Raw genomic sequence first — 1,667 nt, 5'->3', positions numbered from 1 at the left:
ACCGGGCCGGGGCCCTCTTCCGCCACCGCGCCGCGCAGCACCGTGACCGCGGCCCGTTCGGAGATCCAGGCGCCGTCCGCCGGGCCGCCCAGCGGAAGCAGCCGGCCGAGGCCGAGCCGTTGCCGGACCGCCGCTGCCCATCCGTCTGCCCTGCGCGGGCCGTCAGCCGTCGTCATTTCCCCAGCCTGCCGCATCCATGGCGCGTAATGCTGCAAGCACACCTAATGTGGGCAAGTAGGTCCAACCTGCCCCGAAGGGAAATGTGGCGATGACCGAAACCACGCAGCGGAACCGGCCCGAGAGCCCCGACAAGGAACCGAGTCCCCTCATCAAGCGTGGCGGGGGAGCCCCCGCCACCCGTGGCCGCACGACCATCGCCGACGGTGTGGTCGAGAAGATCGCCGGCATGGCGACACGCGATGTGGCAGGCGTCCATGCGATGGGCAGCGGCCTCTCGCGCACCTTCGGAGCGGTACGCGACCGGGTACCCGGTGGTGGCAGGTCCGTCACCCGCGGGGTGAAGGCGGAGGTCGGGGAATCCCAGACCGCGCTCGACCTGGAGATCGTCGTCGAGTACGGCGTTTCGATCGGCGATGTCGCCCGTGACGTACGGGAGAACGTGGTCGCGGCGGTCGAGCGGATGACCGGCCTGGAAGTCGTCGAGGTCAACATCGCGGTGAGCGACGTGAAGCTGCCCGACGAGGCCGACGACGAAGAGCAGCCCGAGCCACGTCTCCATTAGGCCCTTGGCGCGAGGCAGTTGAGGAGCGCACGATGAGCATGGCTGTGGTCGGCATGGTGGCCGGCATGGCGCTCGCATTCGCCGGGTACTTCGGCGGATTCGGGGCCTTCCTGCTGGTGGCCGCCCTGGGGGCGATCGGCTTCGTGGCCGGTCGCTTCCTGGAGGGCGACCTGGAGCTCGGCGACTTCTTCCGGAGTCGCGAGCGCGGCGACCGACGGCGGTGACGGCGTTGTCGGGGGTGAGCGGCCGGATCGCCGCCGCTGAGCGCGGGGAGACCCGGATCGCCGACCGGGTGGTCGCGAAGATCGCCGCGCAGGCGGCGAAGGAGGCGATCGACGAGCCGCCGAAGGAAGGCGCCGCACCGCGCGCCACGGTCACGGTGCACCGGGGCACCGCCCGGGTTCGGGTGAGCCTGGAGCTCGGATACCCCTGCGACATCGGCCGCCAGTGCGGCGGGGTGCGTCGGCATGTCGCCGGGCGGGTAAAAGCGTTGGCGGGGATGGAAGTGCCCGAGGTGGCCGTACAGGTCGAGCGCCTGCATCCGACGGGAGCGAGCATCGCGGCACAGGGGAGGATCCGATGACCGGGCCCCATGAACCGGAGCACCGTACGCGACGACCGTCCACCACCGGCCCGGCCGAAGAGGCGGAGGCGCGCGAAGGCAAGGGCGATGTGCTCGAACTCGACCAGTCCGCCTCGTCCGCCGCGTACGAACCGGTGCCCGAGCGGCAGGAGGGGGCTGTCCGGGCGGGCCGCTTCTGGTCGGCGCGCCGTGTCCCCGCGGCGGTCCTCGCGCTCGTGACCCTGGGCGGTGCAGGCCTGCTGCTCTACGACGTGGCGGCGGTGCGGGCCGACCGCCCGGCGATGCGCTGGCGCCGGGCGCTGGCCGACGAGCTCGCGGAGCGCCCGCTGGGGAACGCCTGGC

3 protein-coding genes and 1 pseudogene are annotated in these 1,667 nt (G+C 72.3%); all 4 read left to right on the top strand.

The window, feature by feature from the left end; translation table 11 throughout:
• The first annotated feature begins 268 nt into the window (after window positions 1-268).
• Window positions 269-742, top strand: a complete 474-nt coding sequence (locus ABZY11_RS44315) for an Asp23/Gls24 family envelope stress response protein (protein ID WP_356484591.1) — start codon at window positions 269-271, stop codon at window positions 740-742.
• A 32-nt stretch (window positions 743-774) separates the two neighbouring features.
• Window positions 775-966, top strand: coding sequence for a hypothetical protein (locus tag ABZY11_RS44310; protein ID WP_356484590.1), 192 nt, complete (start codon window positions 775-777; stop codon window positions 964-966).
• 5 nt (window positions 967-971) lie between these two features.
• Window positions 972-1,325 (top strand): hypothetical protein, encoded by a 354-nt coding sequence (locus ABZY11_RS44305; protein ID WP_356484592.1) that lies wholly within the window; start codon window positions 972-974, stop codon window positions 1,323-1,325.
• Window positions 1,322-1,667: pseudogene (locus ABZY11_RS44300) on the top strand (hypothetical protein); the annotation flags it as partial. The gene ABZY11_RS44305 and the pseudogene ABZY11_RS44300, both read left to right, overlap by 4 nt.

Origin of the sequence: Streptomyces sp. NPDC006510, from assembly GCF_040611955.1 — a bacterium.
Classification (GTDB): domain Bacteria; phylum Actinomycetota; class Actinomycetes; order Streptomycetales; family Streptomycetaceae; genus Streptomyces.
This window is presented reverse-complemented; position numbering and strand designations above follow the sequence as displayed.

Bases quoted from the DNA above. Each gene is read 5' to 3' on its own strand.
- ABZY11_RS44310 (WP_356484590.1), top strand. From the start codon at position 775: ATGAGCATGGCTGTGGTCGGCATGGTGGCCGGCATGGCGCTCGCATTC.
- ABZY11_RS44315 (WP_356484591.1), top strand. From the start codon at position 269: ATGACCGAAACCACGCAGCGGAACCGGCCCGAGAGCCCCGACAAGGAA.